The organism is Vibrio diabolicus (assembly GCF_011801455.1).
Lineage (GTDB): Bacteria > Pseudomonadota > Gammaproteobacteria > Enterobacterales > Vibrionaceae > Vibrio > Vibrio diabolicus.
Window position 1 is genome coordinate 3,055,042 of the sequence record NZ_CP042451.1, and the last position, 21,257, is coordinate 3,076,298.

Below are 21,257 nucleotides of genomic sequence, written 5' to 3' on the forward strand. Positions count from 1 at the left end.
GACCTTGTCCAAACCAACCTTAGCCGTTGCCTTAATTGTAAAAAATGAAGAGAAGCACTTACAAGCTTGTCTAGACACAGTAAAAGATTGGGTCGATGAGATTGTCCTTCTAGACTCGGGCAGCACCGATCGCACCGAAGAAATCGCCCGACAATACACGGATAAGTTTTACACCAACCTAGATTGGCCAGGTTTCGGTAAACAACGCCAACTTGCGCAGCAATACGTTACGGCAGACTACGTTTTATGGCTTGATGCAGACGAACAAGTCACTCCAGAGCTAAAAGAAAGTATCTTACACGCGGTATCAGCCAATAAGCCGAACGTTTTATACAAGCTTAACCGACTAAGCTCAGCGTTTGGTAAGTTCATCTACCATTCTGGTTGGTCTCCAGACTGGATTGTGCGCTTATATCGCACCGAATATACACAATATAATGATTCGCTCGTTCATGAAAAAGTTGATGAGAAAAACTATCAAACTGAAAAACTGGATGGTCGACTGCATCACTACACTTACGAGCACCTTCATCATTACATCAATAAGACCACTGGTTACCTTAAGGCCTGGACAGATGAACGGGAAGGTAAAAAGAAAGCGGGGTTAACGACCGCTATCGTTCACGCTCTTGCGAGCTTTTTGAAGATGTATGTTCTCAAACGAGGTTTCCTTGATGGCAAACATGGCTTCATTCTAGCTTGGCTAAGCATGCACTCTACTTTTGTAAAATATATCGATCTCTACTTACGTGAACAGGCAAAAAAATCATGAAAACGACTTTAATTATCACCACTTACAACTGGAAAGAAGCATTAAAAGCGGTGTTAGAAAGCGTGAAACGTCAAACCGTTTTGCCTGATGAAGTCATCGTTGCAGATGACGGTTCTCGAGACGAGACCAAAGCAATGATCGACCAACTGCGTGAAGGCTTTCCAGTACCACTTATTCATAGCTGGCACGAAGATAATGGCTTTCAACTTTCAATGAGCCGCAACCGTGCAATCGCCAAAGCATCAGGTGACTACCTCATCATGATTGATGGCGACATGGTGCTGTCTCAAACGTTTATTGAATCACATAAACAAGTCGCAAAGCCAAATTGGTTTGTGCAGGGTGGACGTGTGTTAACGGATGAAAACTGCAGCAAGGCCATCATGGAAAACGGCTTAGTGCCTTCTATCTTTAGCAACGGCATTCGTAATCGTAAAAACTGCATCACCAACGCCTTGCTATCAAAATGGTTCTCTTACGAGCGCAATAACGATAAAGCCACTCGCGGTTGCAATATGGCGTTTTGGAAACAAGATGTCTTAGAGGTCAACGGCTTCAACCAAGATTTTGTTGGATGGGGACGCGAAGATAGCGAATTTGTTCACCGCATGTTGAATGCGGGCAAGTCACGCCTTTACTTAAAATTTGCAGGTGTAGGCTACCACTTATACCACGTAGAAAACTCTCGTGCGTCATTGAGCCAAAACGATGAAATCTTAGATAATACCATTAAAAACAAGCTTAAGCGTTGTGAGAATGGTGTTGATCAGTTTATTTCAGAGGATTGCAGCGATGAATAAAAAGGTTATCTATCCTGGAACTTTCGATCCAATTACCAATGGCCATTTAGATTTAATCGAACGCACATCAAAAATGTTCGACTCAGTAACAATTGGAGTTGCAGCTAGCCCTTCGAAAAACACCATGTTCTCATTGGATCAGCGTGTAGAACTGGTCCACCAATGCTGTCAACACTTAAGCAATGTCAGCGTTGTCGGCTTTAGTGGTTTACTTGTGGATTTCGCCAAAGAACAACAAGCTTCGATCCTAATCAGAGGACTTCGCACAACAATGGACTTTGAGTACGAGTTTGGTTTGACGAGTATGTACCGTAAGTTACTACCCGGACTAGAAAGTATTTTTCTTACCCCTTCAGAAGAGTTCGCGTTCTTGTCCTCAACAATAGTAAGAGAAGTAGCGATTCATGGTGGAAATGTCGCCCAATTCGTTCCGAGCCCTGTAAACACAGCCATCTTAGAAAAACTACGTTCAGCATGAAAAAGTTAAAGTATTACTTATCTAACGGAATACTCGCTTATTTACCTTCTTTTTTGTTTCGTTATTCCGCAAAAAAACTATTAGCACAAGCCCCAAGTTATGATGAAGAGTACTTGCGTGAACGCGTTAATTATTACAATAAACATACCACGAGCTTCGAACTGACTCCTCCAGATCTTACGAAAGTAAAAGACTTTAAAAAAACGGGCGGCAGCGCTTATTACTATGATCTATTGAAGGTTATTAAATGCTTCCCCAAAAAGGCTGTCTTCAAATATGTCAATGGCGATGTCATTGATGTACCAAACGAGCCGAGTTTTTTAAAAAGTCGACCTATTAAAGGAGAGAACACCAACTCGGTCCTACTAAAGCTAAACGCCGTTAGACACTACTTTTTTGTGGACAAAGACAAGCCGTACCAAACTAAAAAAGACATGATTGTATGGCGTGGGACGGGATTTCGACCAAATCGAAGAAAACTACTTTCTCGTCATTTCCATAATCCTCGCTGTAATATCGGTCGAGTGGATACGCAGGATAAAGATCCAGAACAACTGAGCTACGTGACCCCTTCAATGAGTATCTCAGAACAACTTGAGTACAAATTCATTTTGAGCTTGGAGGGAATGGACGTCGCAACCAATCTTAAGTGGATCATGTCCTCCAACTCTTTGTGCTTCACCCCTAAGCTGCGCTATGAAACATGGTTTATGGAAGGAAAACTAAAAGCGGGTGTGCACTTTGTTCAAGTCAAAGATGATTTTTCTGACCTAGATGAAAAAATGGACTACTACTTAGAACACCCTGACAAGGCAGAAGAAATTATACAGAATGCTCATCAGTGGGTTGAGCAATTTAAAGACACCAAACGAGAAAGGTTGATTTCTCTATTGGTCGCAGAGAAGTATTTTAATCTTGCAGAAACGAAGAAAAGGGTTACCTAAATCTATTAGGTAACCCTGAAATAACTAGTAGTTGTACTTAATTTTATTGATAACACGCTGAATCATGTTAAGGGGATTAAAAGTCTTTTTCCCCTTACGTTTATTAGCAATACTAGTCAGGTTATCTTCTCTTTTCGCTACCACTATTGGGCTGATGTAACCATAACAACCACTTAATTTGGGAATCGCTAACCACTTGTCAATTGGCACAGCATAAGCCGTTTTTCTCATGCTGCTTAATAGATCTCTAGCTCTTAATGGTGTAATGCCATAACACACGGTTGGAAACGGCTTCTTTTCTTTTACATCTGATATTTTAAAAGGTTTTTCTGGGTCTAAAATGTAGCAGAAGTTAGTAAAATTCACTAAGCCACAACTTTGGATATAAGATAGTACGTCATCAGCAAGTAATCTTGATGCTTCACCGATGAACTCAATATTGTCTTCAAGAACAATCGCAGGCGTTCCAGACGCAACAATCAATTCCCATGCTTGAGAGTGTGTCTTAAAACAACCAATCTCTCCAGCCATGATCGCTTTTTGGCGAAACTTATGAGAGTAACTTTCATACTCTTTCTCTAGCTTAAGAAGATCATCATAAGAATCTGAGTAAACAAATTCAAAATCGATACCCTTTAGGTAATTTTGAATGCGATTTACTCGCTCTTCATTTCCAGTTGTAATAACAAACACTTTCAATGGTGTATTACTGCTTAGTTCCACCGTTAAACCCTCAGCTGATTTAGTGCAGCTCAATATAGTATCTACCCCTATAATTATTAGCAAGGATACTCATTGTTGAGCGTGAACTATCAATAACTCTCCAAGCCTATTACTTCTGACACTCACCACAAAAGAAGGTATTACGCTGCCCTATTTTTAGCTCTTGAAGTCGTTCGCCACATTCTGGGCATGGCTCTCCGGCTTTTCCGTAAACTAATAACTCTTGTGCAAAGTAACCCGGCTTTCCATCGGCTTGCGCAAAGTCTTTCAGCGTAGTCCCACCTTGCGTAATGGCAATCTCAAGTGTCATTTTGATATTTTCAACAAGTAACCCCCACTCTTGAGAAGTCAGCTTACCTACGGGCCTTGAAGGGTGAATTCGAGATTTAAACAACGACTCATTCGCGTAGATGTTCCCGACACCAACTACGACTTTGTTGTCCATGATGAACTGCTTGACGGCAACACGCTTATTTTTAGCTTTCTCCGCTACATATTCCGCATTGAACTCTTCAGTTAATGGTTCAGGCCCCATGTTTGCTAGTACAGCATGTGACTCGCCAGGAGCACACCATAACCATGCCCCAAAACGACGCGGATCGTTATAACGCAGTATTTTTCCACTGCTTAGTTTGAGATCCACATGATCGTGCTTTGCTGGCGGAAAGTCGGCATCTAGAACACGTAAAGATCCCGACATTCCCAAGTGAACAATGGCTGTACCCGTGTTTGTCTCGATCAGTAAGTATTTCGCACGACGGCTAATCGCACGGATCACCTGCCCTTCCAATTTTTTAAGCTCTATAGGAATATCCCAGCGCAATTTAGGCGTTCGAAAAGTAAACGACTGGATCGTTTGTCCAACCATGTGGGGGCTAATCCCCATACGACTGACTTCAACTTCTGGCAACTCAGGCATTAGATTCTCCAATTCACCGGCTAATAGTTCTCGCTGCTAGCATAATCGAAAAGAAAAACGATAAATAGGGAAGCTTGTTAGGGGTATAGGCGCAAAAAGGCTCTACTCTGGCATAAGGTAGTTTTCATCGACGGAGATAGCGACCCATTTGTCTTGCCAGGTTTTAAATAGCCAGAAATCAGGTAAACGAAAGAAAGTCACCCGCTGCGGCTCTTCGAGATCCTGATACCAGACTTCTACCGTTTCAGGTACCGTCAGGTTAGGTTTTAAATGATCGTACTGTTCCGAGGTAAGCTCGGTCCCTTCCAATGATTGCCAACGTGATACAAGTTCACTGATCGGTGCATCGACTTTGACGTTAGATTGCCACCGTCCATCATGCAGTTCGAACTCCCAGCCACTATAGTACAAAGACTCCACCGTATAATCGGAGCGAAGTACATTTGGGTAGGGGTCTGCTTGGTCTGTTAATAGGTAAGTTTTGATCCACATCGGCGCATTTAAGATCACTATAAACGCGATAATGCCCAGAATAAGAATATTGTTCCATCGGCGACGACGAGCCGGACTCACACGCATAACCATCTCTACTCTCTTATAGTTATGAGTAAACTACCAAAGAGTATTGAGCTTGACTAGAACAACGGTGTGCAAGTGTGTAGAGAATTGGTGGCAAAGCGGTAGAGAGCGATAAACCAAAAATTCTAGTGTAGCGTCGGACCGATAAAATGACTTCAGCAGTGCTTTATAATCCGATGACGTACTGAACATTTTTCTTCAAGTAATAAAAAACCCAACTCGAAAGTTGGGTTTTTCAATTCATCAAAGAGACTGAAACCAATTATTTGATTTTTGCTTCTTTGTACATAACGTGCTGGCGAACTACTGGATCAAACTTTTTGATCTCAAATTTGCCTGGCATGTTACGCTTGTTCTTATCAGTTGTGTAGAAGTGGCCTGTACCTGCAGAAGATACTAGACGGATTTTCTCACGAACGCCTTTCTTTGCCATTGCTTATTTCCTCTTAAACGTTTTCGCCACGTGCACGCATGTCTGCAAGAACAGTATCAATACCTTTCTTGTCGATGATGCGCATACCTTTAGCAGATAGACGTAGTTTAACAAAACGTTTTTCGCTCTCTACCCAGAAACGATGAGTTTGTAGGTTCGGCAGAAAACGACGCTTAGTAGCATTTCGTGCGTGTGAACGGTTGTTACCCGTTACTGGACGCTTACCAGTTACTTGGCATACTCGTGACATGAATGTCTTCTCCAAAATCGTTTCAGCTCGATATCAACCTTGGTGGCCGAACCTCTCTATCTCTCGAAAAGAAGTTAGAGGTTAAGAACCGCTATGGAAAATCCATACAAGGCTATCAAAGGTCGCGCATTATACTAACTTGATATGCATTGCTCAAGACCCGAACAGATCCTTTTTACAGGTTTTCGTGATCTTTTTTTAGACAGCAGATTTTTTTAGCAGTCCAAGCTGAATTCAGTTAAAAATTTAGTGGCGTGGATGATAGCAGATTTTTAGCAACTAACAACCTAAAAAACGCACAGTTATATCCAGCCTCTTTCAGCAAAAGAGACACTTTCCCCATCTCCGATGACGAAATGGTCCAAAATACGAATATCCACCAATGCTAATGCGTCGGTGAGACGCCTTGTAATCCTTCTGTCAGCTTGGCTCGGCTCAGCAACGCCTGAAGGATGATTGTGCGCTAAAATCAAAGCCGCCGCATTATGATGCAGAGCACGCTTGACGACTTCTCTCGGATACACCGACGCGGCATCCAACGTTCCTTCAAATAAAATTTCATCTTTTATCACTCGGTGCTGGTTATCGAGAAAAAGAATATAAAAAGCCTCTCTTTGCCGATCCCTTAAAATAGAAGAAAGATATAACTTAGTTTGGTCGGGGCTGGTTAAGGCGTCACCACGCTTTAGCGTTTCCGCTAAATAGCGCTGCGTCATTTCTAGTACCGCTTGCAACTGAACATACTTGGCTTGTCCCAACCCTTTATGACGACAAAACTCTTCTTCTGATGATGAAAATAGTTGTCTGAGCGAACCAAAGTCTTGAATAAGGAAGTCTGCAAGCTCAATCACGTTCATTCCGCGGGTGCCTGTGCGCAAGAAAATGGCCAGTAGCTCAGCATCGGTCAATGCTTGCGGTCCTCGTTGCAACAACTTCTCTCTGGGCATGGACTCAGTTGGCATAGCTTTCAGTATCATCTGATGTCTCTTTATATGGAAAGTGCCCCTATTCCACAAAACAAAAAGCGAAAGTCGAGTATGACTTTCGCTTTCTTCGTACCATCAGTGCTTTCCATGCAACTTAACAGTTCATCAGAGTTTAAAGTTGCCAACCAAGCCGTGAATTTCTGTTCCAGATTGTGATAGCTGCGTGCTGATTGACTCGGCATGCTGCAACGTCTCATTAATGTTGTTCACGATCTGTTGAATAGCCACTAAGTTTTGGTTGATGTCTTCTGCAACCGCACTTTGCTCTTCAGCGGCAGACGCGGTTTGAATACCCATATCTCGAATCGTACCGATAGAATGATGAACACCAGAAAGAGATTGCTGAATGAGCGCCGACTCTTCCGCCGTTTTTACACCTCGTTTTTGGCTCACCGACATTGTACTGACCGCTCTTGATACACCATTTTGCAGCTGCTTAAGCATGTCACCAATTTCATGAGTACTATTTTGCGTACGACTGGCTAACGAGCGCACTTCATCCGCAACGACGGCAAACCCTCGGCCTTGCTCACCCGCTCTAGCCGCTTCAATCGCCGCATTTAGGGCCAACAAATTCGTTTGCTCGGCTATCTCGCCAATCACATCCAGCACTTTGGTTATTTTTTCGGTTTGTAAACTCAACTCAGAAATTGCATCTGACGTACTGTCTATCTCCCTCACTAGCTCGGTAATGCCTTCAATTGCTTGCTCGACCTCATGCTGAGCGGCGGTGACTTGACTATTGGCATCGTCAATTGCCTGCGCGGTCGCATTGGTATTGCTGGCTACTTCTTTGGCTGTCATGCTCATTTGCGTCACTGCTGTCACGACTTTGTCCGTCTCTAAACAGTGATCCTGCATTTGACCGCTCGCTTGGCTGGTCTGAGTGTTCAAATCTTGAGAAACGGTCTGTACTGTCGTCGCAGAGCGGTGGATATCCTGCATCAGTGGGTGCAGCTTATCCATAAACTCATTAAACGCGGCCGCCACTTCACCGACTTCATCCTGACTTTCGACTTTTAAACGAGCCGTTAAGTCACCGCCGCCTGCGGCTACATCTTTCAATGACGCCGCGACATGTTGTAATGGCTGAATGCCTTTCGACACCACGATACTGGTGAGAACACTGGTAATGATCAACCCAACAACGGAAATCAACACGGCAGATAACGTATGCTCTTTTAGCTCTTGAGTCTTTAACTCTCTGTGCATCGCAACTTGCTGGTCGATGTCATCAATATAAACACCAGTGCCTAAAACCCAGTCCCATTTCGATAAATATTCTGCATAGCCTAGCTTAGGCGCTTGTGCGTCAATGGTCGGTTTGTGCCACGAGAAATAGAGGAACCCATCCCCTTTTTGAGAAGCATCAATCAAGCCCGCGATAACTGCGACCCCATTTTCATCTTTTAAATCGTAAAGGTTTTTACCCTCTAAAGAAGGTTTGATGGCATGTAACGTATTCACACCTTGAGAGTCGTAGGCAAAAAAGTAACCATCGCTTTCAAAGCGCATGGCTTTCAGAATTTCTTTTGCTGCCTCTTTATTACTTCCATTTACATCCGTGTCGTATAACGGTTTTATCGCCGTCACACCCATCATCATGTAGGCTTGTAACTCTTTCTTTTTCGTTTCGATGAGCTCTTGCCTGTCTCTTGCCAGCTCCGCTTCCAAACTTTTACTGCTGTTGATGTAATACACCACTGAGATCAACGTAGTGATCAACAACAACGGAATTAGGGTTATCAGCAGCAATTTGTTTCGACTTTTCAACACCATGGTTTCCAGCACCTCTTTTTCTTTTCAGACTTGCAAACTCCGCGCAACTTGTCTGTGAGGTAGGCGAGAATTTTCCCTTCCTCGGTCAGATTAATACTCTGGAGTTTGATGTGAATTATCTTCTCGTTATATATGCTCGGGCGGTCAGACTTTGAATTGTGTTAAAATCCGGTCATCAAATTGGAGATCTCACATGCAAACACTAGCAGGAAAGAAAATTCTACTCGGCATCAGTGGCGGTATTGCCGCGTATAAATGTGCGGAGCTAACCCGTCGCCTCATAGAGAGAGGAGCGCAAGTTCAAGTGGTAATGACGAAAGCAGCAAAAGAGTTCATTACCCCTTTAACCATGCAAGCCGTTTCGGGCCGTCCAGTCTCGGACAGTTTACTAGACCCAGCAGCGGAAGCCTCTATGGGCCATATTGAATTGGCCAAATGGGCAGATTTAGTGCTATTAGCGCCCGCGACCGCGGACTTAATCGCGCGCATGTCCGCAGGCATGGGGAACGATTTACTTACTACGCTCGTGCTCGCGACGGATTCCCCTGTTGCTGTTTCTCCTGCGATGAATCAGCAGATGTATCGCAATATCGCAACCCAAGAGAACATCGCAACGTTAGCGCGTCGCGGTATGCACATCTGGGGCCCCGCTGCAGGAGAGCAAGCCTGTGGCGATGTGGGCCCAGGTCGAATGCTGGAACCAATGCAGCTAGTGCATCTATGTGAACAGTTCTTTCAGCCAAAATTGCTAGAAGGTAAGTCGATACTCATCACCGCAGGCCCAACACGCGAAGCGATTGACCCAGTGCGTTACATTACGAATCATAGCTCCGGGAAAATGGGCTATGCATTGGCGAGCGCCGCAGCGCAGATGGGAGCCAAAGTCACCCTCGTGAGCGGTCCTGTCAGTTTAAATACGCCCGTAGGTGCTGAGCGCATTAATGTTTCCAGTGCACAAGAGATGCACGAAGCCGTTATTGCACACGCAAACAAGCATGATGCGTTTATTAGCTGCGCTGCCGTTGCGGACTACCGCCCACAAACGATCGCGTCTCAAAAGTTGAAAAAGACAGAAGACAACGACGAAATGGTCATTAATATGGTTAAAAATCCTGATATTGTTGCATCTGTAGCAGCAATGACGGAGAAGCGTCCGTTTACCGTCGGCTTTGCGGCTGAAACCAATGACGTAGAGACCTACGCTCGAGGCAAGTTAACAAAGAAAAACCTCGATATGATCTGTGCAAACGACGTTTCGGTTGCAGGGCAAGGATTTAACAGCAACGACAACGCGATTACCCTGTACTGGCCTGAGGGTGAACTTGCGCTCGATTTAGAATCAAAAGAAGCATTGAGCTTTAAAATTCTCGAAAAAATGCATCAATTGATGTAACTAACGTTTGAAAACCCTGCCAACTTTTCACAAAAGCTGGCATAAATTTGGTACAAACATGACAACTAAGGGTGTTAAATCTCCCATTCCACCCTTAGTGGTCTAGTTTGAGGCGAAATAGCGTCTTATAATCCCCTCCGCTCAACTTTGTATTTTGAAAGGAAGTAACTAATGGCCGGCAGTAAAAAATCCAACCGTCGTGAAGAGATCTTACAAGCATTGGCAGAAATGCTTGAATCAACAGATGGTGCTTCACGCATTACTACGGCAAAACTGGCCAAGCAAGTCGGCGTTTCAGAAGCCGCGCTGTATCGTCATTTCCCAAGTAAAGCGCGCATGTTCGAAGGGTTGATTGAGTTCATTGAAGAAGCATTGATGACACGTATCAACCGTATTCTAGACGACGAAAAAGATACTCTAGAGCGTATTCGTATGGTGATGCACCTGATTTTGGCGTTCTCTGAACGTAACCCTGGTCTGACACGCATTTTGTCGGGCCATGCTCTAATGTTTGAAAATGAACGCCTACGTGAACGCATCAATCAACTCTTTGAGCGCATAGAAACACAATTGCGCCAGATCCTGCGTGAACGTAAGATTCGTGAAGGGAAGTCTTTCCCTGTCGAAGAGCGCATCCTAGCCGCGCAAATTCTGGGACAAGTTGAGGGTAGCCTAAACCGCTTTGTGCGTAGCGACTTTAAATACCAGCCGACTGCAAACTTTGACGAGTACTGGGCGCTTTTGAGTGCACAAATAAAGTAAAAGATTATGAGTAAAGACAAATACACGCAGCCCGAGTTTTCTCTTTCACTTCTTCACCCTCGTAACTGGGGCGTATGGCTTGGTTTTGGTCTGTTGGCCATCCTCGTCAATATTCTTCCTTATCGGCTGCTGCTTTCATTAGGTCGTTCACTCGGTAAACTTGGCATGCGCTACGGTAAAAAGCGTGTCCACGTTGCTCAACGTAACTTAGAATTGGCCTTTCCAGACAAAACACCTGAAGAGATTCAACATATTGTTGAAGAGAACTTCAAAAATACCGGTATGGCACTCATAGAAACCGGGATCACTTGGTTCTGGCCGACTTGGCGCTTTAAAAACCTGATCGTCGAGAAAGATCTCGGCGCACTGCGTGAAAAAGCCAAAGAAGGTAAAGGCGTCCTACTTTGTTGTGTCCATGCTCTTAATCTAGAGATCACTGCGCGTGCTTTCGCCGTGTTAGGCGTGGCCGGGTACGGCGCGTTTCGTCCACATAATAATCCTGCTTATAACTTTATCCAGTATTGGGGACGGACACATAACGGCAATAAATTGATTGATCGTAAAGATGTGAAAAAGATGATTCGTGTATTACGCAGTGGTGAGCGTCTGTTCTATCTGCCGGATCACGATTACGGTCGCAAAAAATCAGTATTTGTGCCCTTCTTTGCCGTAGACGATGCGTGTACGACAACAGGCACGAGCATTCTGGCGTATACCTCAAAATGTGCGATCATCCCAGGCTCAGGGTTTCGCAATGACGAAGGAAAATACGACATCATCGCCGATAAGTGCATTGAAGCCGACTATCCACAAAAAGACGAAGTCGCCGCTGCCGCTTATATGAACAAGTATGTGGAAGAGGTCATTCTACGCGCTCCAGAGCAATGGATGTGGCTCCATAAACGCTACAAAACCATGCAAGATGAGCATGTCGAGAAAGGCATTCGCTATAAGTAAGTCGTCAAGGCGATAAATCCAAAAACAAAAAAAGGGCAGATGGATATCCATCTGCCCTTTTTACTTTTTCAGAAAAATAACAAATTAAATGCCGTATTCCGAGCGATAGGCTTTAACTGCTTCCAAGTGCTCAGCAGCGTCACCTTTCTCTTCTAAGTAAGTCACAAGATCACCCAAACTTACAATTGAAATCACGGCACAACCAAAATCACGCTCAACTTCTTGAATCGCAGAAAGCTCGCCCTTGCCCTTCTCTTGGCGGTCGATAGCAACCAGTACACCAGCAAGGTCTGCGCCATTTGCTTTAATAATTTCCATCGACTCACGGATTGCAGTACCTGCTGTGATTACGTCATCCACTAGCATGATTCGACCTTCAAGCGCAGAGCCTACAAGGTTACCGCCTTCGCCGTGATCTTTCGCTTCTTTACGGTTGAAACAGTAAGGCGTGTCGATATCGTGGTGATCCGCCAGCGCGACTGCTGTTGTCGTCGCGATTGGGATACCTTTGTACGCCGGGCCAAACAGCACATCAAACTCAATGCCCGAATCTGCAAGCGCGGCTGCGTAAAAACGACCAAGACGCGCTAGGTCACGACCAGTATTGAAAAGACCAGCGTTAAAGAAGTACGGGCTTTTACGGCCAGATTTCAAAGTAAACTCACCAAACTTAAGAACTTCTTTCTCAAGTGCAAACTCAATAAATTCACGCTGGTATGCTTTCATTATTTTCTCTCTATATCCTTGGTTTCTTGTGTCTCTTCTCGACAATCATTCATTTCTCTATTGTCGAGATAAAAAAATAGCCCCCATAATGGGAGCTATCTAAATCAATTGGCTAACGCCGCCTTCTGCGCTGCGACAATTTCCGTAATGCCGATTTTAGCCGACTCGAGCAATGCCATCAGCTGTTCGTGACTGAACGGTTCACCTTCTGCGGTGCCCTGAATTTCAATCATCTTACCTTCTTCGGTCATTACCACGTTCATGTCTGTGTCTGCCGCTGAATCTTCAACGTATTCAAGATCACACAATACTTCATCGCCTAGCAAACCAACTGAAACTGCCGCTACGTGGCCTTTCATTGGATTCGCTTTTAGCTTACCGCTATCCACTAGGTGTTGGAACGCATCGGCCATTGCAACACTTGCGCCGCTGATAGATGCAGTACGCGTACCACCGTCAGCTTGGATAACGTCACAGTCAACGGTGATCATGAACTCACCCATGGCTTTTAGATCGACAACGGCACGTAGGCTTCGCGCGATAAGACGCTGAATTTCCATCGTACGGCCGCCTTGTTTGCCACTTGCCGCTTCACGACGAGTACGAGAATGTGTTGCTCGAGGTAGCATGCCGTATTCAGCTGTAACCCAGCCTTTACCTTGGCCTTTTAGCCAACGTGGCACAGATTCTTCTACGGTCGCATTACACAACACTTTGGTGTTACCGAACTCAACTAGCACTGACCCTTCAGCGTAAGCTGTGTAGTTACGAGTAATTTTGATAGGGCGAACTTGATCCGCCTTGCGATCGTTTGGACGCATGGGCATCTACCTTAAATATGAGGAGAAGACGATTTGGTTGGGCGAAGATTATAACGGAATCGATTCCGGATTCATAGGTTACGCCGCTGGCACAACATAAACAATCCATACATCCCGCGCACCTATCGACGCAGCGTGATACACTCTTGAAGTAATTTTCAAAAAATGAAGACAGGAAAATTCGATGATTTACAGTATGACAGCGTATGCACGCAAAGAAGTAAAAGGCGACTGGGGTTCTGCGGTATGGGAAATCCGCAGCGTGAACCAGCGTTATTTAGAAACATACTTCCGCATGCCAGAACAATTTCGCGGATTAGAGCCCGTTTTACGCGAGCGTTTTCGTAAGCGCTTAGCGCGAGGCAAAGTGGAATGTAATCTGCGCTTTGAAGCAAACCCTGCCGCAAAAGGTGAGCTTAGCATCAACGAAGCGCTTGCTAGCCAGGTAATTAAGGCCGCTGAACAAGTCATGCACATGACTGGTGAACTGAGCCGAATCAACCCATTTCAAGTCATGCAATGGCCGGGGGTAATGGAAACTCCAGAGCAAGACATGGATGCGGTAAATAAAGTGCTACTAGAAGCGTTTGATGGCGCAATGGATGAGTTTATTGAAGCTCGTGCTCGTGAAGGCGAGAACATGAAAGCGCTGATTGAACAGCGTTTAGACGCCATCTCTGCAGAAGTCATAAAAGTGCGTGCCCGCATGCCAGAAATACTAGAATGGCAACGTGAGCGACTATTCTCGAAGTTCGAAGACGCTAAAGTGGAACTGGATCCGTCTCGTATCGAGCAAGAGTTGATTTTGCTAGCGCAAAAATCGGATGTTGCTGAAGAGCTCGATCGCTTGGACTCTCACGTAAAAGAAACCACAAACATTCTGAAAAAAGGTGGAGCAGTGGGTCGTCGTCTGGACTTCATGATGCAAGAGTTCAACCGTGAATCGAACACGCTAGCGTCGAAATCCATCAGCACCGACATCACCGCATCGGGCGTTGAACTGAAAGTACTGATTGAACAGATGCGTGAGCAGATCCAGAATATAGAATAGATTCCAACCAGTTCCATGCCCATGTATAAAGCCCTTAATTAAAAGGGCTTTCTTATTTCGCTCTTCTATACACATCCATGGAATTCATCATCAACCACGAATCTGCGGGGGGTAATCAGGCGCAGGCAAGTGGCAATATATCAATGATGTGCCAGTGTGAATCGACATGTGAGATCTCCGTTCGACGTGCTTTTTTATCACTCTACTATCTGCTGTCTTCGGGCCTTAGAATCGGTCTACCCGATACGGCTGCACGTCAAACTCAGGCTCCACTTGGCGCAATAGGCTAATAACCAACTCTGCACTAATGGCGGCTTGAGTCAGCCCTAGGTGCTGATTCCCAAAGGCAAACAATAACCGTGGATGACGCGGGTGCTGGTCTATCACTGGCAACGAATCCGCCAGAGTCGGCCTATGTCCCATCCATTCACTCACTTTAAGAGCAGGGTTGTTTAATCGTGGCAATAGTTGCCTACTGTGATGGCGCAGCACATTAAACCTGCGAGTAAATTCCGGTAAACGCAAACCACCTATTTCCGTGATCCCAACCACCCTTAAACCAGACGCCAAAGGGCTCATCACAAATTTACGCTCCGCAGAGCCAATCGGATGTTGGAGTGGCGGCGTCTCCATGTCGGCAGTCTCTATCGTCAGGTGGTATCCACGCTCCGCTTCAAGTGGGACAGATATCCCTGTTTGTTCTAACAGAGGCTTACCCCAAGCGCCGGTGCAAAGCACCACGTGCTCGAACTTATTTTGACTCGTCGCTGTGACCACCCCAACGGCGTTCTCTTGCAGAAGAATTTCACTCACTTCTGTTTGTTCAAAACACCCACCGCGCGCTTGAAAAACCGCAAACAGTTGCTTCGATAGTAAATAAGGATCTTTCACTCGACACGCATTAGGGAAAAACAGAGCGTGACTGACAGTCTCAGCCAGCTCTGGCTCTTTTTCCCTCAGTTGTGCGCCCTGCAGTAGGACACTTTCTATGTCCCATTGAGCAAGGTAAGCAGCATGCGTTTTGGCCTCGTCTAACTTATTTTCTGACTCCCATACCAACAGGTAACCTGACGGAACAAGATATTCTTCGGCCCCTATATCAGCCAAGCAGCGTTGCCAAGCAGGAACGGCCGCTTGATTGAGCTGGTAGAGCGCTTGTCGGCTTGCCTCCACTCGTGCAGAAGAAGCCGAGCGAACAAAACGCGCCAACCAAGGCAGGGCTTGAGGTAAATACTTCCAAGGAAGGGCCAACGGCCCCTTGGGATCCATCCACATCCTTGGCGCGGCAGCCAGTGTCTTTTTCGTTGCCAGAGGATCAATCAGTTCTGTAGCTAAATAGCCAGCATTACCAAACGAAGCGCCTTCACCCGGCAAACCCTTGTCAAACAAAGTGACTTGAAAGCCATGACGCTGTGCTTCTAGGGCGGTACAAAGCCCCAACACTCCAGCCCCCACTACCGCAACGGTGGGCTCGTCGTTAAAAGGGGTATGTTTCGCGGATTGTGTCATGTTCTACCTACTGGCTTAGCTAAAGAATGTATTGGCTACGGTTTAATGGGTACTGCTACTCGCTGGTGAGACAGGCTCTGTGCTTGCCGGCGCCTCTTGCTCCACACGCTTTGAGAACCACCCTGTCTGGGCGTATAAAATGCCAATCGCAGGTGATAACCAACAAGCAAACGCCAACGGTGCATACAACAAAGCACTGTAATCGCCTGGTGCGACAATCAGCCCCAAAGTTCCCATCACAAATGCACCACCTGCATTCCAAGGGATCAATGGCGAGACTAAGGTGCCCCCTTCTTCAATCGCCCTGGAAAGATTGAGTCGGCTATAGCCCAACTTGTCATATTGCGGCCCAAACATACGCCCAGGTAAAGCAATCGAGAGGTACACATCACCCGATACGGCGTTGGTCGCAACGGAAGTAAGAATGGCATTCGTTTGTAACCCTTTGAAGCCTCGTGTCGACTTCATCACGGCATTCACGACCGACTCTAAACACCCAGTCCGCTCCAGTGCACCACCAAATGCCAACGCAAACATCATCAAAGTGATCACCCAAGTCATTGAGGTAACGCCACCGCGATTTAGTAAGTTATCCAACGCGGCCGATCCGGTCTCTATCTTGTACCCACTGTGGGCAAACGTGAGAATGTCATTCAGATTGTAATCGTAATTATGAACCGCGACACCAGCGCCGAGAACAAAGCCAATAAACAGGGCTGGGATCGGTGCTATTTTGTAAAACGCCAATAGCATCACCACCAAGAGCGGCAGTAAAGGCAACAAACCGAGTAAGAAATGACTCTCCATGCCCGATTGAATCGCGGTGATTTGTTGTAGCTGTTGTTGAGCGTCAGAGGTCGCATCCCCCATCACCACACCACCAAGAATCGAGTACAGCGTCAAAGCGATCAGCATAGCTGGAATGGTTGTCGGCATCATATTACGAATATGAGCGAATACATTGGTTTCGGTTACGGCGGCAGCAAGGTTAGTGGTATCCGATAACGGTGAGATCTTGTCGCCGAAAAAAGCGCCTGAGACAACGGCACCCGCCGTCCAATATGCTGGAATACCAAACGCAAAACCGATTCCAACCAACGCCAGCCCGACCGTGCCCACGGTTGTCCAACTCGAACCAATCGAAAGAGATACCAAAGAGCACAACAGCATGGTGGCTGCCAAAAACCACTCTGGTTCAATCAAGACTAAACCGTAATAGATAAGAGTCGGTACTGTGCCACTGGCTATCCATGTACTTACCAGCATCCCTACCACAATAAGGGTTGCAATGGAGGGCATCGCCACATGTAAGACACGAAATGCGCCGGATTCGATGTCCTGCCAACGCAGCCCTTGGTACCAGCCAACTAACGCGGTAATAGCAAAACCAATCGCTAACGCGATATGTGGAGTAAAGTCGTCATAATAAAAAATCTGTGTCGCTAACAAGCCAATGGTGAGGATAATCGGTACGACCGCCAAGCCTAGTGGTGGCGGCACCGTATAATCTGAGTTCTTTTTAGTCATAGGTCTTTTTCCAAATCACGTCGCGAGGGACCGCACCTGAAAAGGTGCGGCGCGCATGGAAAACCTGATAGCGGATAACAAAGCCGCAAGCAGGGCAAAAGAAAAGCCAAGATATGCGTCGGCCTGATTACGATTTACGCACCCTGCACTGACTGATAAGCTAGAATCGCGCCCGCCAGATCTTCACGAGAGTCGCCAACCGATTTAAACAACGTGATCGCTGTTTCTGGTTCGTCGAGCTCTGCACGTCCTGCATGTTGGCCACTACACAACACCGAAAAGTCCGCTAAAATCTTCTCTTCGGTAATCGCTCCGTCACGGATAGGCATGATCAACTCGCCCGTTTCAACCAGTGCCGCCGCCTTCACATCCACGAATACATTCGCTCTCTGTAACGCTTCGTTGTCAGTCTCGCGCATTGTCGGTGTAAAACTCCCCACCAAATCTAAGTGCGCGCCCGGCTTCAGCCACTCACCTTTAATTAGGGGCTCGGTTGAAAGCGTGGCACAGCTAATGAGATCGGCTTCGCGCGCGACCGTTTCTAGTTGCTCATCGGAGCATGCAATGGCATCAACGCCCTCATCACGCAATTCTATAGCCAATTGCTCTGCCGCAGCCGGATTAATATCCCACACATGAACAGTTTCAATTGGACGTACACTCATATGGGCTGGTACTAGGCGTCGTGCAACGCGTCCTGCACCAACCATCAACATTTTGCTGGCCGTTTCACGCGAGAGGTAACGAGAAGCCAGTGCCGAGGCCGCCGCAGTTCTGCGCGCGGTGAGCTCATTGCCATCGATCTGAGCCAGCATTTGCCCTGTCTGACCACAACTCAGTAAATAGTGACTGCTTAGTCCAGGTTGATTACGCGCAGAATTCCCCGGAAAGACATTCACCTGTTTTACGCCCAAGTACTCGCCTTCAATCCATGCCGGCATTAATAACAAGGTCGCGCTAGGGTCTTGCGGCACATTCATCGTGTGATGGTGACGAATAGGCGCCGTTACATCACGGGTAAAAATATCTTTTAAAGCGTCGACCAATGGTAGCCAAGCTAGTGCATCGCGAACCTGTTGCTGGTTAAGTTGCATGTCATTCTTCCTTCCTTGTTAATATATTGTTATTTTATCTATTAATAGCGCCATTCATTTGCCCGAGACTCTGCGGTATTTAACCCAGACTCCGGAACTGAAAAACTTTGGGAAAGGAAAAGCTACATTGGGCAAACTAAGCGCGCGGATACAAGTAGGAAACTCACTGTGAATCAAACTCAGATAAGAAGAAATGTTATTGCCAGACGCCAGGGCCAACACCTGCACAGCTACGCTCAGGTATTGTTAGGCTGGCGAGGCACAATGGCGTGCGAGTTTGAACGCGAAAGTGGAAATATAGGCCATGGCACAGTGGCGATAGTGCCCGATAATGCCCCCCATTTTTATAATGGCTTAAGTGAAGATAGTGAGTTATTAGTCATCGACTTAGCGCCGGCTGACCCTTACATCCAAGCGCTGGAACAAGCGTGTAACTTGTCATTAAAGGAATCGGTATTTCAGCAGCCTTACTTCCTAGACTTGGGTACAGAAAGTCGGATATTGCTGGATTTTGCTGCGCAGAAAGTCAGTCAGGGGCAAATGTCACCACAGATAAACTGCCAGCTCGTGTCATTATTTTTAACGCAGCTTGGGCAAATGTCATCCAATGTCACACCACCAGCCCCGCATCGTCGCTTAGAAGCCAGCCATTTGAATACGTATATCGATCAAAACATTTCGACTGCGTTAACCAATGCTCAGCTAGCTCAGGCGATGCACCTCAGCGAAAGCCATTTTTACTGCTTATGCCAAAGGCAGTTTGGAGTGACACCACAAAAATACGTGATGCAGAGACGCATGCAAAAAGCACAATTTTTGCTGCGTAACAGCCATATGCCTATGACAGAACTTGCCGCCGAAGTCGGGTTTGCGCAGCTGTCGAGTTTTTCTCGTGCCTACAAACGCAGCTTTCAGCATTCGCCTAGTGACGTACGCCGAAAGTCGCGCTAAACGTATGCACTAGGCCTAACTACAGGCTGAACAACGTCATTTATGAGTAGTGAATGGCGTTCACAAACCACTCTTTGTAACCTTCTGGGGTTTTGACGCTAAACTCATCGTCGACTTCTATTTTTAGTCTTAGACCCCTCATGGGCATTGCCCCTGTGTATCTATCCATGAACAGGCCACCAGCATTAACAAGCAGTTTTCTAGTGTCCAAACTGATTCAAAAAGTCTTAAAATATGAATAAAAATCTTAATGTTTTGTTTTTTTTAATAAAAACACACGCTCAGAAAGACAGTTCCAAAACATTGAATGATCTAAAAGTCATCGAGTATTGAAACAAAAAGCCCCGCTAGTGCGGGACTTTCTTTTATTCATCTTTTTCCAAGGTTCTGTTATCAACGTAGGGCCAATAATGATGCCCGACTCTGATGAGCAAGGTTGCCGCAGCTAAGATAAACGCTGCCAGAGATAACCACACAACCAAAACCGCATCCAGCTCTTTCATTCCGAGTGTGATATAGCGGGCGATCGCCATCATCGCGATATAGATAGGATAGCGTACCGGAATTTTACCGTTCATCACGAACTGCTGCACCATGGCGAGCACTTCCAGATAGATAAACATCAAAAGAATGTCCGTGAGTAAGACACGCTTCTCGACAAATACGTGTACAAACTCTTGCATCATGGCGTACAACGTCGCCAAGGTAATAGAGACTAGTAATACCGCCTCCAAAATATGGAAGATTTTCAGGAACGGTCGACTAAAGGATTTCGGTAAATTCGACGGCATGGTCCATTATCCAGACAAAGAAGATAGGCCTTGAGTTTAGCATGCAACGATCTTCAATCAATCATAATACTCAAGCGCCAATCGACACCAAGACCTAACATAGGCCTATAAAAACGCTCCCCTTATTTGGCGGAGCGTTTTTGTGCTATAGGACCTGTGGCATCACTTACGCCACTTGCTGCTTTTTTTCAGCCAGGCGCTTTTTCTTCCGATATTTAGGGTGGGTGATCGGAATCGCAGATAGGAGTTTCTTGGTGTACTCATTTTGCGGGTTTGCATAAATTTCTTTCGCGCTGCCTGCTTCTACCACTTTACCAAAATACATCACGGCAACTTTGTCAGAGACGTGTTTCACCACAGAGAGATCGTGAGAGATAAAGATGATCGCCAAGTTCATCTCTTGTTGCAGTTGTAGTAATAGATTCAAGATTTGTGCCTGTACCGACACATCTAGCGCAGATACAGATTCGTCACAAATCAGTAATTTAGGCTTCAATGCAATCGCACGAGCAATACCGATACGCTGACGTTGGCCGCCTGAAAACTCATGGGGATAGCGGTTGACTGCCGTTTCTGGCAAGCCCACTTTGATTAAAAGCTCTTTTACCCACTGTTTGCGCTCGGCTGGCGTACCGATTTTATGAATAACAAACGGTTCTTCTAGAATCATACCGATGGTATGACGCTGATTGAGTGATTCCATTGGGTCTTGAAAGACGATTTGCATGTCTTTCCGCAGCGATCGCATCTCTTTGACAGACAGTTTAGTGATGTCTTTACCTTCAAAGAAAATCTTACCTTCCGTTGGCTCGTATAACTTTAAGATCGTGCGACCAAGGGTGCTTTTACCACAACCTGACTCACCAACTAGTCCCAGTGTTTCACCTTCAGAAACAGACAGTGAAACCCCGTCTACCGCCTTGATGGTGTAGCCTTTCTTGAACAGCCCTTTACCAGAAACAAAGTGCTGCTTAAGATTTTCAATTCTTAATACTTCTTTTGCCATAACATC

Annotated in this window: 23 protein-coding genes and 1 pseudogene; 9 read left to right on the forward strand and 15 right to left on the reverse strand. The window is 45.9% G+C overall.

The genetic code is table 11. The annotated features are described in order from the left end of the window. The first annotated feature begins 4 nt into the window (after positions 1 to 4). From FR741_RS14430 to FR741_RS14445, 4 genes are read left to right on the forward strand one after another with little or no spacing between them, the layout of a single operon-like run. Positions 5 to 772, forward strand: a complete 768-nt coding sequence (locus tag FR741_RS14430) for a glycosyltransferase family 2 protein (RefSeq protein WP_005395793.1) — start codon at positions 5 to 7, stop codon at positions 770 to 772. After that, positions 769 to 1,572, forward strand: a complete 804-nt coding sequence (locus tag FR741_RS14435; protein WP_167427013.1) for a glycosyltransferase family 2 protein — start codon at positions 769 to 771, stop codon at positions 1,570 to 1,572. The genes FR741_RS14430 and FR741_RS14435 overlap by 4 nt, the downstream gene beginning before the upstream one ends. Continuing rightward, a complete protein-coding gene (coaD, locus tag FR741_RS14440; protein ID WP_167427014.1) occupies positions 1,565 to 2,050 on the forward strand; it encodes a pantetheine-phosphate adenylyltransferase in 486 nt (161 codons plus the stop codon). The genes FR741_RS14435 and coaD overlap by 8 nt, the downstream gene beginning before the upstream one ends. After that, a complete protein-coding gene (locus FR741_RS14445) occupies positions 2,047 to 2,994 on the forward strand; it encodes a glycosyl transferase family 90 (RefSeq protein WP_006742527.1) in 948 nt (315 codons plus the stop codon). Before coaD ends, FR741_RS14445 begins: the two co-directional genes overlap by 4 nt. A gap of 24 nt (positions 2,995 to 3,018) precedes the next feature. Here the strand turns inward: FR741_RS14445 and FR741_RS14450 are convergent, their stop codons facing one another. The 7 genes from FR741_RS14450 to FR741_RS14480 all read right to left on the reverse strand — a co-directional run bounded on the left by FR741_RS14450 (position 3,019) and on the right by FR741_RS14480 (position 8,663). Continuing rightward, positions 3,019 to 3,717: a glycosyltransferase family 25 protein gene (locus FR741_RS14450; RefSeq protein ID WP_154647399.1), complete on the reverse strand. Its 699-nt coding sequence runs from the start codon at positions 3,715 to 3,717 to the stop codon at positions 3,019 to 3,021. A gap of 109 nt (positions 3,718 to 3,826) precedes the next feature. Further along, positions 3,827 to 4,636 carry a bifunctional DNA-formamidopyrimidine glycosylase/DNA-(apurinic or apyrimidinic site) lyase gene (mutM, locus tag FR741_RS14455; RefSeq protein WP_167427015.1) on the reverse strand — a complete coding sequence of 270 codons (810 nt, stop codon included), beginning with the start codon at positions 4,634 to 4,636 and terminating at the stop codon, positions 3,827 to 3,829. Between the two features lie 102 nt (positions 4,637 to 4,738). Beyond that, on the reverse strand, positions 4,739 to 5,215 hold the full coding sequence (locus tag FR741_RS14460) for a hypothetical protein (protein WP_167427016.1): 477 nt from the start codon (positions 5,213 to 5,215) through the stop codon (positions 4,739 to 4,741). A gap of 262 nt (positions 5,216 to 5,477) precedes the next feature. Beyond that, on the reverse strand, positions 5,478 to 5,648 hold the full coding sequence (gene rpmG, locus FR741_RS14465) for a 50S ribosomal protein L33 (RefSeq protein ID WP_004410866.1): 171 nt from the start codon (positions 5,646 to 5,648) through the stop codon (positions 5,478 to 5,480). A gap of 13 nt (positions 5,649 to 5,661) precedes the next feature. Continuing rightward, positions 5,662 to 5,898 (reverse strand): 50S ribosomal protein L28, encoded by a 237-nt coding sequence (gene rpmB / locus FR741_RS14470; protein ID WP_005384783.1) that lies wholly within the window; start codon positions 5,896 to 5,898, stop codon positions 5,662 to 5,664. 302 nt (positions 5,899 to 6,200) lie between these two features. Next, on the reverse strand, positions 6,201 to 6,875 hold the full coding sequence (radC, locus tag FR741_RS14475) for a RadC family protein (protein WP_139059354.1): 675 nt from the start codon (positions 6,873 to 6,875) through the stop codon (positions 6,201 to 6,203). Between the two features lie 114 nt (positions 6,876 to 6,989). Continuing rightward, complete coding sequence (locus FR741_RS14480) at positions 6,990 to 8,663, reverse strand: methyl-accepting chemotaxis protein (protein ID WP_167427017.1); 1,674 nt, start codon at positions 8,661 to 8,663, stop codon at positions 6,990 to 6,992. 193 nt (positions 8,664 to 8,856) lie between these two features. Here FR741_RS14480 and coaBC point away from each other — a divergent pair, with 193 nt between their 5' ends. The 3 genes from coaBC to FR741_RS14495 all read left to right on the forward strand — a co-directional run bounded on the left by coaBC (position 8,857) and on the right by FR741_RS14495 (position 11,775). Next, positions 8,857 to 10,056 carry a bifunctional phosphopantothenoylcysteine decarboxylase/phosphopantothenate--cysteine ligase CoaBC gene (gene coaBC / locus FR741_RS14485; protein ID WP_164666575.1) on the forward strand — a complete coding sequence of 400 codons (1,200 nt, stop codon included), beginning with the start codon at positions 8,857 to 8,859 and terminating at the stop codon, positions 10,054 to 10,056. Between the two features lie 171 nt (positions 10,057 to 10,227). Beyond that, positions 10,228 to 10,818, forward strand: a complete 591-nt coding sequence (gene slmA / locus FR741_RS14490) for a nucleoid occlusion factor SlmA (protein WP_005379386.1) — start codon at positions 10,228 to 10,230, stop codon at positions 10,816 to 10,818. A 6-nt stretch (positions 10,819 to 10,824) separates the two neighbouring features. Further along, on the forward strand, positions 10,825 to 11,775 hold the full coding sequence (locus FR741_RS14495) for a Kdo(2)-lipid IV(A) acyltransferase (RefSeq protein WP_033905948.1): 951 nt from the start codon (positions 10,825 to 10,827) through the stop codon (positions 11,773 to 11,775). Between the two features lie 84 nt (positions 11,776 to 11,859). On the opposite strand, the gene pyrE is transcribed toward FR741_RS14495, so the two are convergent. Next, a complete protein-coding gene (gene pyrE / locus FR741_RS14500) occupies positions 11,860 to 12,501 on the reverse strand; it encodes an orotate phosphoribosyltransferase (RefSeq protein ID WP_006741831.1) in 642 nt (213 codons plus the stop codon). Between the two features lie 104 nt (positions 12,502 to 12,605). Then, a complete protein-coding gene (gene rph / locus FR741_RS14505; RefSeq protein WP_104971148.1) occupies positions 12,606 to 13,322 on the reverse strand; it encodes a ribonuclease PH in 717 nt (238 codons plus the stop codon). A 184-nt stretch (positions 13,323 to 13,506) separates the two neighbouring features. On the opposite strand from rph, the gene FR741_RS14510 reads away from it, so the two are divergent. Then, positions 13,507 to 14,373, forward strand: a complete 867-nt coding sequence (locus FR741_RS14510) for a YicC/YloC family endoribonuclease (RefSeq protein ID WP_167427018.1) — start codon at positions 13,507 to 13,509, stop codon at positions 14,371 to 14,373. Positions 14,374 to 14,598: 225 nt separating this feature from the next. Here the strand turns inward: FR741_RS14510 and FR741_RS14515 are convergent, their stop codons facing one another. The 3 genes from FR741_RS14515 to lhpI form a co-directional block, all read right to left on the reverse strand. Beyond that, on the reverse strand, positions 14,599 to 15,882 hold the full coding sequence (locus FR741_RS14515; RefSeq protein ID WP_167427019.1) for an NAD(P)/FAD-dependent oxidoreductase: 1,284 nt from the start codon (positions 15,880 to 15,882) through the stop codon (positions 14,599 to 14,601). A gap of 42 nt (positions 15,883 to 15,924) precedes the next feature. Then, complete coding sequence (gene nhaC / locus FR741_RS14520; RefSeq protein ID WP_167427020.1) at positions 15,925 to 17,409, reverse strand: Na+/H+ antiporter NhaC; 1,485 nt, start codon at positions 17,407 to 17,409, stop codon at positions 15,925 to 15,927. A 134-nt stretch (positions 17,410 to 17,543) separates the two neighbouring features. Beyond that, entirely contained in the window at positions 17,544 to 18,503 is a 960-nt protein-coding gene (lhpI, locus tag FR741_RS14525; RefSeq protein WP_167427021.1) for a bifunctional Delta(1)-pyrroline-2-carboxylate/Delta(1)-piperideine-2-carboxylate reductase, read from the reverse strand. Between the two features lie 168 nt (positions 18,504 to 18,671). On the opposite strand from lhpI, the gene FR741_RS14530 reads away from it, so the two are divergent. After that, on the forward strand, positions 18,672 to 19,454 hold the full coding sequence (locus tag FR741_RS14530; RefSeq protein WP_167427022.1) for an AraC family transcriptional regulator: 783 nt from the start codon (positions 18,672 to 18,674) through the stop codon (positions 19,452 to 19,454). A gap of 40 nt (positions 19,455 to 19,494) precedes the next feature. Here the strand turns inward: FR741_RS14530 and FR741_RS14535 are convergent. The 3 genes and pseudogenes from FR741_RS14535 to FR741_RS14545 form a co-directional block, all read right to left on the reverse strand. Next, a pseudogene (locus FR741_RS14535) lies at positions 19,495 to 19,581 on the reverse strand (transcription elongation factor GreB); the annotation flags it as partial. Positions 19,582 to 19,819: 238 nt separating this feature from the next. Beyond that, the gene (locus FR741_RS14540) at positions 19,820 to 20,245 is read right to left on the reverse strand and encodes a phosphate-starvation-inducible protein PsiE (protein WP_012841209.1); all 426 of its coding nucleotides are present in this window, start codon (positions 20,243 to 20,245) and stop codon (positions 19,820 to 19,822) included. Between the two features lie 166 nt (positions 20,246 to 20,411). Beyond that, the gene (locus FR741_RS14545) at positions 20,412 to 21,251 is read right to left on the reverse strand and encodes an ABC transporter ATP-binding protein (protein WP_005394930.1); all 840 of its coding nucleotides are present in this window, start codon (positions 21,249 to 21,251) and stop codon (positions 20,412 to 20,414) included. Between the last annotated feature and the right edge of the window lie 6 nt (positions 21,252 to 21,257).

What these genes read in the sequence shown, in the direction of transcription:
- slmA (WP_005379386.1), top strand. Translation starts at nt 10,228, where the DNA reads ATGGCCGGCAGTAAAAAATCCAACCGTCGTGAAGAGATCTTACAAGCA.
- radC (WP_139059354.1), bottom strand. Translation starts at nt 6,875, where the DNA reads ATGATACTGAAAGCTATGCCAACTGAGTCCATGCCCAGAGAGAAGTTG.
- FR741_RS14460 (WP_167427016.1), bottom strand. Translation starts at nt 5,215, where the DNA reads ATGCGTGTGAGTCCGGCTCGTCGTCGCCGATGGAACAATATTCTTATT.
- FR741_RS14540 (WP_012841209.1), bottom strand. Translation starts at nt 20,245, where the DNA reads ATGCCGTCGAATTTACCGAAATCCTTTAGTCGACCGTTCCTGAAAATC.
- FR741_RS14435 (WP_167427013.1), top strand. Translation starts at nt 769, where the DNA reads ATGAAAACGACTTTAATTATCACCACTTACAACTGGAAAGAAGCATTA.
- FR741_RS14510 (WP_167427018.1), top strand. Translation starts at nt 13,507, where the DNA reads ATGATTTACAGTATGACAGCGTATGCACGCAAAGAAGTAAAAGGCGAC.
- coaBC (WP_164666575.1), top strand. Translation starts at nt 8,857, where the DNA reads ATGCAAACACTAGCAGGAAAGAAAATTCTACTCGGCATCAGTGGCGGT.
- rpmB (WP_005384783.1), bottom strand. Translation starts at nt 5,898, where the DNA reads ATGTCACGAGTATGCCAAGTAACTGGTAAGCGTCCAGTAACGGGTAAC.
- FR741_RS14495 (WP_033905948.1), top strand. Translation starts at nt 10,825, where the DNA reads ATGAGTAAAGACAAATACACGCAGCCCGAGTTTTCTCTTTCACTTCTT.
- rph (WP_104971148.1), bottom strand. Translation starts at nt 13,322, where the DNA reads ATGCGTCCAAACGATCGCAAGGCGGATCAAGTTCGCCCTATCAAAATT.
- FR741_RS14515 (WP_167427019.1), bottom strand. Translation starts at nt 15,882, where the DNA reads ATGACACAATCCGCGAAACATACCCCTTTTAACGACGAGCCCACCGTT.
- rpmG (WP_004410866.1), bottom strand. Translation starts at nt 5,648, where the DNA reads ATGGCAAAGAAAGGCGTTCGTGAGAAAATCCGTCTAGTATCTTCTGCA.
- pyrE (WP_006741831.1), bottom strand. Translation starts at nt 12,501, where the DNA reads ATGAAAGCATACCAGCGTGAATTTATTGAGTTTGCACTTGAGAAAGAA.
- mutM (WP_167427015.1), bottom strand. Translation starts at nt 4,636, where the DNA reads ATGCCTGAGTTGCCAGAAGTTGAAGTCAGTCGTATGGGGATTAGCCCC.
- FR741_RS14480 (WP_167427017.1), bottom strand. Translation starts at nt 8,663, where the DNA reads ATGGTGTTGAAAAGTCGAAACAAATTGCTGCTGATAACCCTAATTCCG.
- lhpI (WP_167427021.1), bottom strand. Translation starts at nt 18,503, where the DNA reads ATGCAACTTAACCAGCAACAGGTTCGCGATGCACTAGCTTGGCTACCA.
- FR741_RS14445 (WP_006742527.1), top strand. Translation starts at nt 2,047, where the DNA reads ATGAAAAAGTTAAAGTATTACTTATCTAACGGAATACTCGCTTATTTA.
- coaD (WP_167427014.1), top strand. Translation starts at nt 1,565, where the DNA reads ATGAATAAAAAGGTTATCTATCCTGGAACTTTCGATCCAATTACCAAT.
- nhaC (WP_167427020.1), bottom strand. Translation starts at nt 17,409, where the DNA reads ATGACTAAAAAGAACTCAGATTATACGGTGCCGCCACCACTAGGCTTG.
- FR741_RS14545 (WP_005394930.1), bottom strand. Translation starts at nt 21,251, where the DNA reads ATGGCAAAAGAAGTATTAAGAATTGAAAATCTTAAGCAGCACTTTGTT.